Source organism: Marinifaba aquimaris, from assembly GCF_013328345.1.
GTDB lineage: Bacteria > Pseudomonadota > Gammaproteobacteria > Enterobacterales > Alteromonadaceae > Marinifaba > Marinifaba aquimaris.
In genome coordinates this window covers 77559-84110 of sequence record NZ_JABULX010000018.1, presented here as the reverse complement: position 1 = coordinate 84110, position 6552 = coordinate 77559, and the positions used below count along the sequence as shown (strand labels likewise).

The following is a 6552-nucleotide window of genomic DNA, read 5'->3' as shown; positions in this document are numbered from 1 at the left end:
GCGGAGTGGACGGGACTCGAACCCGCGACCCCCGGCGTGACAGGCCGGTATTCTAACCAACTGAACTACCACTCCGCGCTGGAAAGAGATTGCATAATAATGAGTAAGCTGATTTGAGTCAAATACTATTTAGCTCTTTTTTAATATTTACTGCATTTTTTTGCCAGCAGGCTTATTTTTAACAAATAACTTGCCGTTATTTGACCATAACAGCCCAGATACTAACTATCTTCAGGCAATGACAAGTCAATGATGTCATCGTCTGGAGCTTTATTTTTATCGTCTTTACCATCTTTAGACTCTGAATCACCATCTTTAGCTTTATTTTTACCAAGTTTAGGTATTTTCAATGCAAAAGGTAATTTGAACTTTGGCTTTTTACCCAAAACAAAAATCCGGATTAAAATAACCGCCAATAGAATGAAAACGATATTGACGACCCCAATGATGATCATTGTTTGCTTTTCTTTCTCTGCTTGCTCTTTCGCTAAACGTATCCTTTCTGCTTCCAATGCAGCTAAACGTTCGGCTTCTTTTTTGGCTTCATATGCCGCAATTTCTTCAGGGGTAGGCTCCGGAGGAGGAGGAGGTTCTGCAACAAATAAAAACTCAGGCACTTTAATCATGGTATCTCGATTATTGGTATTTTTACCAAAAGCCATCATTTCTATTTTGTATGTACCCTCATCATAATTAACCAGTTTCAATAACCTCATATCAGGGCGTTCATCTGGCATCAACTCTTCATTGATAATGAACTCTTCTTCAGCCCCGTTTGGATAAAATGCTTTACCGGTAAAAACAAAACTAGTGAAATCTATTTTGTCACTATCAGGGCTGATTTTAATCAGGTGATAGTCTCCACTTATCTCAGTTAACTCAACCTCGATTTTAAAAGGGACTGGTTCTAATACAATAGGTGATAATGTTGCTTCACGGTTAAACAAGCCTAAATCGAGGTACATACTCGGTAACCATTCACCTGCGGCAATATCGAAACTGTACTCACCAGTGAACACACCATCTTTAGGTGTTTGATCGAAACCTTTTCCATCATCCATAAACGTGGCAACTTGAACAGCATCTGCACCAAAGTTTTGATAGTTGCTGTTATTAGTACTGGTGAAAGTAACATCAAGCCCAACTGCATCACTGAACGATGCATAATGAATCGGGTCTCCGTTATTGGTCAGATAAGCCCCTATTTTGATTGTTTCGCCACTAAAAATAACTGGGGGGAGCGATTCTGTGATTAGCTCGATTTCTGAAATCACCATGATCATGCTTGCTTGTTTGTCGACTTTACCAACCACCTGCCAAGGACCAACCATAGGATTTTTTAACCGGATCATGTCGTAGGTTTTATCGTCGTACCAGTCACCTTTTTCGGGAGGGATCGTAGCAGCGTATAGTTTACTGCCATCAGGACGAATTAAAATAACCGGGGCTGAGCCGTATTTACGGAAAAAAACGAGAGTGATTTCTTCTACCGCGTAATCAATGCGAAAGCGGTTATCTAAAAGCTGGATGCCATTAAATGGCCCTTGTGTATCAAGCAACCGAATTGCATCGGCTGCTGAGTGGTTATCAATTTTCAGTTCAGGTATGTTTTGCGCATTGTTGTTTACTTTTACTTTCGGGTGAACCTGCTCATCATTGATCTGAGGGACAGATGCTGACGAGCCAAACGTCACAATTAAACAAAAAAGAAAAAGAATGCGCAAACGCAATGTCATTGGTTATCCTATCAATTACTCAGACTCACCTAGCCAGATACAAGCTCCACCTTTTTTCTTTACTAATTCGAGTCTTTCTCGGTGGTTGTTTAGTTCATCGGCAGATGCTTGAATAATCTTTAGGGCTGGACGTTGAGAATTTAGTCGTCTTATCGCCCCAACCTCTCCGGCATCACCGTCAAATTCACTGGCTAAATTCAAAGCAGTCTGACCGCCTGTCATCAATAAGTAAACATCGGCAAGGATTTCAGCATCCAGCAAAGCGCCGTGAAGTGTACGGTGTGAGTTATCTATACCATAACGTTTACACAAGGCGTCTAAACTATTTCGCTGTCCTGGAAATAGTTTTTTTGCCATCGCCAAGCTATCAGTTACTTGGCAAATATCACTTGTTTGAACACCCAGTTTTTCTAAATTGAATTCATGATCCATAAAGCTGACGTCGAACGAGGCGTTGTGAGCGACAATTTCGGCACCGCGAATATAGTCAAGAAACTCAGGGCCAACATCTGCAAACGAAGGTTTGTCAGCCAAAAACTCATCTGTAATACCATGAACTTCCATCGCTTCAGGATCGACCATACGATCGGGTTTGATATAAACGTGAAAATTGTTACCCGTTAATCGGCGATTAATCACTTCCACACAACCAATTTCTATAATTCGATGGTCTTGATAAACCGGACCACTGCCTTGGTTCATCCCCGTTGTCTCTGTATCCAGAATGATTTGACGTGCCATAAATAAAACAAAAATAAATTAAATACTTGGGCCTAATAGTAACTTATACTCACCCTTAGCAATACCTAAAACCCGATAAGCAGAAAAAAAATATATGAAAACTGTGCATTTATTTACCGATGGCTCATGTTTAGGCAACCCAGGTCCTGGTGGCTATGGAGCAGTCTTAAAATTTGGCCCTCACAGCAAAGAACTGAGTCAAGGTTATAAATTAACAACCAATAATCGGATGGAAATGTTGGCGACGATCGTCGGCTTAGAAACACTCACCGAACCTTGTAAAGTTCATCTAACGACCGATAGCCAATACGTTAAAAACGGCATCACCCAATGGATTCACGGCTGGAAGAAAAAAGGCTGGAAAACAGCCGATAAAAAGCCGGTCAAAAACGTTGATTTATGGCAGCGTTTAGACCAAGCAGTTAGTAAACATGATGTTGAATGGCATTGGGTAAAAGGTCATTCTGGGCATGAAGAAAATGAACGCTGTGATGATTTAGCTAGAGATGCAGCCGGCAGCAGTGATTTACTCGAAGATGAAGGTTACCAAAGCTAACTAGCCTTGCACCTTGTCTTGGTGCTCAATATTCAGTCAGTTCATTTTTATCGTTTTTTTCTGTAGTATCAAAAGTGCTCACAACAATAAAAAAGGATATAACAATGACAAAATATGATGAATATAAAGTAATTCATGTGATGGAAGGCGGCTGTGGTACGTTATTACTTGGCTCAAGTGGATTACCTATAAAAAAGCTAGAAGCGACACTAAACGAAGAAGCCGCACATGGCTGGCAGCTTGTATTCCAAGTCATAGAAAATAAACGTTTCTTACTATTTTGGACGCGTGAAACGGTTATCATCACCTTAGGCCGTAGTCATTCTTAATGATCAAAAGGCTGATTTTAAAAGCAATTCGTCGCTACCAAGCGACGGGTGGCTCTAAAAAACACTTCAACCTAACCTGTAATTTTGAGCCCACATGCTCAGAATACACTTATCAAGCTATTGATAAGTACGGCGTTATAAAAGGTATGAAAATGGGCTGGACGCGTATAAAACGCTGTGACGATCCCGACTGTACCGAAATTAAAAAAGACCCGCTGAGATAAATCACTATGGATATGCAAGCACTTCAAGCCGAAGAAGAACAACTGCGCCAAGAAATTGCCAAATTACCCGATGAGCAAAAACAGTATTACTACCAACAAGAAAAATTAAAAGTAAAAGATCCCGATACTTATGCTGTACTGAATTGGTTTGTTGTCGTTGGCCTGCATCATTTTTACTTAGGTAAATTTGGCCGAGGTGCAATCAATATTGTGTTGATTTTATTAGGCCTCGCTTTTCTGGAGCTAGGCGGTTGGATTGTACTCATCTTGGTATTTTTGTTAGAGCTGCCTCAGTTATTTTTCAGTCAGCGCATTGTTTATCGCTATAACAATCAAGTAATGGCCAGTATTTTGGATGAAATCCATAATAAAGGAATAAGTTGATGTCATTGTTGCAAAACCTGACAGATCAACAAAAACAATGGTCTGCGATTATTATCTCAACCGTTTTAGTGCTGACACTTGCTACGTATAAATTTATTTATACTGTACTGCCCTATTCATCTGAAGCGATTGCACAAAGTTTACCGCAAAGTATTTATGAAGCTTTAGATGAAAGTGGTATCGAATCACTCTCAGATCATCAGATGCTTGATACGCAATTAACAGCTGAGCAACAAGCCCATTACAGTCAATTGTTTCAAGCCTTGGTACCAGAGCAATCTGAGCATGCAGAATTAACCAAAACATACCAACTACTATTTCGCTCATGGGAGGAAAAGCCCAACGCTTTTGCTCTAGCCAATGGAACCATCGTCATCACAGATGAAATGATTTCACTGTTAAATGATGACAAACAAGTTCAAGCGGTATTGTTACACGAAATTGGTCATGTCCATCATAACCATGTAGTTGAAAGTATGGTTAAGGTATCAATTGTCTCAGTTACTTTGAGTATCTTGCTCGGTGATATATCAGCGGTAGCAGATATTTTAGTCAGCGGCGCATCAATTGGTATTGGTGCCAAGTTTTCTCGTGATGCCGAAACCCAAGCTGATGAATACGCTGCTGCAAGATTGGTTGCATTACATGGTGATAATCAGGCTATGGTAGAGGTTTTACAGAAGCTAAAGACGGTCAGTGATGAAAATGCAAATTATACGAGTTGGCTTAGCTCTCACCCAGCGCTTGATGAGCGCGTTACTCACTTAAACAATCACGTTCACGAGTTTAGCCATTAATCAGTAGTCGTCTAAATACCCAATAATAAAAAGCCCCGATATTAAAGTATCAGGGCTTTTTTGTTAGTTATCAAAATCAAGATTTAGCTCAATTCTTTATTCAAATCTTCTATTTTAGCTTTCCAGATTGCAGGGCCTGTTTCGTGAGCATTGTCACCTGTTGAGTCAACAGCAACCGTTACTGGCATATCTTCAACTTCAAATTCGTAAATCGCTTCCATTCCTAAATCTTCAAAAGCGACAACTTTTGCTTTCTTAATCGCTTTAGAAACAAGGTAAGCAGCGCCACCCACAGCCATTAAATAAACCGCTTTGTGATCTTTAATGCTTTCTACCGTGGCAGGACCACGCTCAGCTTTACCTATCATGCCCGCTAGGCCAGTTTTAGATAACATTAAGTCAGTGAACTTATCCATACGTGTTGATGTTGTTGGACCAGCTGGACCAACCGCTTCATCACCTACCGCATCAACTGGGCCTACGTAGTAAATGAAACGGCCATTAAAATCGACACCGTTCGGTAAAGCTTCACCGCGTTCCATATATTCTTGAATGCGTTTATGAGCAGCATCACGGCCTGTTAAGATTTTACCTGATAATAATAATGTCTCACCAGTTTTCCAGCTTTGTACATTTTCAGGAGTCACTTCATCGATGTTTACGCGACGCGTATTTTCACCTACTTCCCAAGTGATTTCAGGCCAATCTTCTAATTTAGGTGGCGTTAAATCCGCTGGACCTGAACCATCAAGATGGAAATGAGCATGACGTGTTGCCGCGCAGTTAGGGATCATCACAACTGGTTTTGATGCAGCGTGTGTTGGCACTGATTTAATTTTTACATCAACAACGGTAGTTAAACCACCTAGGCCTTGTGCACCAATACCTAACTCATTAGCACGCTTATAAATTTCTAAACGCAATTCTTCTTCTGCGTTTTCAGGGCCACGATCTAATAGTTCTTGAATATCAACTGGGTCCATTAGGCTTTCTTTAGCTAATACACCTGCTTTTTCAGCTGTACCACCAATACCTAAACCAATCATACCCGGCGGACACCAGCCCGCGCCCATAGTTGGTAATGTTTTAACAACCCAATCAGCAATTGAATCACTTGGGTTTAACATCACCATTTTAGATTTGTTTTCTGAGCCACCACCTTTAGCAGCAATCATCACTTCAACTTCACTACCTAGCACAGTGTCAATGTGAACAACTGATGGCGTGTTATCTTTTGTATTTTTACGCGCACCCGCTGGGTCGGCTACAATTGAAGCGCGAAGCGGGTTGTCTGGGTTGTTATATGCACGACGTGTACCTTCATCAACCATCTGTTGGATAGTCATGTCAGTTTTATCCCACTTAACATCCATACCTACTTTAACAAAGCAAGTCACGATACCTGTATCTTGACATAACGGACGCTTACCTTCAGCCGACATACGTGAGTTAATTAAAATTTGCGCCATCGCATCTTTGGCCGCTTGGCTTTCTTCTTTGTGGTATGCCTTTTCGATAGCTTGAACAAAATCGAGTGGATGGTAATAAGAAATATACTGAAGAGCATCTTCGATGCTATCGATAAAATCTTGCTGGCGAATAACCGTCATAACAAGGCCTCTGTGGATTTATTGTTGTCAAATATAGAGCGATAAAGCTTAAGTGGCAGGTGTTCAGGTCTTGCTACAAAAGTTAGCTTTTATCTTTAACCTCTAGCGGGTTTAATCAATAAAAGTCGCTCCCTTTTAAGTGTCTCGTATGATAACCTTGTTACGTTTTAAAGGC

The 6552-nt window shown here is 40.7% G+C and carries 8 protein-coding genes and 1 tRNA gene; 5 read left to right on the top strand and 4 right to left on the bottom strand.

Going from position 1 to position 6552, the window contains the following annotated elements:
* Window position 1: 1 nt before the first annotated feature.
* The 3 genes from HR060_RS12300 to dnaQ form a co-directional block, all read right to left on the bottom strand.
* A tRNA-Asp gene (locus HR060_RS12300) sits at window positions 2-75 on the bottom strand.
* A 146-nt stretch (window positions 76-221) separates the two neighbouring features.
* Window positions 222-1736, bottom strand: a complete 1515-nt coding sequence (locus HR060_RS12295) for a TIGR03503 family protein (RefSeq protein WP_174200594.1) — start codon at window positions 1734-1736, stop codon at window positions 222-224.
* A gap of 15 nt (window positions 1737-1751) precedes the next feature.
* Window positions 1752-2477 carry a DNA polymerase III subunit epsilon gene (dnaQ, locus tag HR060_RS12290; RefSeq protein WP_174200593.1) on the bottom strand — a complete coding sequence of 242 codons (726 nt, stop codon included), beginning with the start codon at window positions 2475-2477 and terminating at the stop codon, window positions 1752-1754.
* A 94-nt stretch (window positions 2478-2571) separates the two neighbouring features.
* On the opposite strand from dnaQ, the gene rnhA reads away from it, so the two are divergent.
* The 5 genes from rnhA (at window position 2572) to HR060_RS12265 (ending at window position 4767) form a co-directional block, all read left to right on the top strand.
* Window positions 2572-3033, top strand: a complete 462-nt coding sequence (gene rnhA / locus HR060_RS12285; protein ID WP_174200592.1) for a ribonuclease HI — start codon at window positions 2572-2574, stop codon at window positions 3031-3033.
* Between the two features lie 104 nt (window positions 3034-3137).
* The gene (locus tag HR060_RS12280) at window positions 3138-3362 is read left to right on the top strand and encodes a DUF4177 domain-containing protein (protein WP_174200591.1); all 225 of its coding nucleotides are present in this window, start codon (window positions 3138-3140) and stop codon (window positions 3360-3362) included.
* Window positions 3362-3586, top strand: a complete 225-nt coding sequence (gene yidD, locus HR060_RS12275; RefSeq protein WP_174200590.1) for a membrane protein insertion efficiency factor YidD — start codon at window positions 3362-3364, stop codon at window positions 3584-3586. The genes HR060_RS12280 and yidD overlap by 1 nt, the downstream gene beginning before the upstream one ends.
* Window positions 3587-3592: 6 nt before the next feature.
* Window positions 3593-3970 carry a TM2 domain-containing protein gene (locus tag HR060_RS12270; protein ID WP_174200589.1) on the top strand — a complete coding sequence of 126 codons (378 nt, stop codon included), beginning with the start codon at window positions 3593-3595 and terminating at the stop codon, window positions 3968-3970.
* On the top strand, window positions 3970-4767 hold the full coding sequence (locus tag HR060_RS12265) for a M48 family metallopeptidase (protein WP_174200588.1): 798 nt from the start codon (window positions 3970-3972) through the stop codon (window positions 4765-4767). The genes HR060_RS12270 and HR060_RS12265 overlap by 1 nt, the downstream gene beginning before the upstream one ends.
* Window positions 4768-4850: 83 nt before the next feature.
* Here the strand turns inward: HR060_RS12265 and HR060_RS12260 are convergent, their stop codons facing one another.
* On the bottom strand, window positions 4851-6377 hold the full coding sequence (locus tag HR060_RS12260; RefSeq protein ID WP_174200587.1) for a fumarate hydratase: 1527 nt from the start codon (window positions 6375-6377) through the stop codon (window positions 4851-4853).
* Window positions 6378-6552 lie beyond the last annotated feature (175 nt).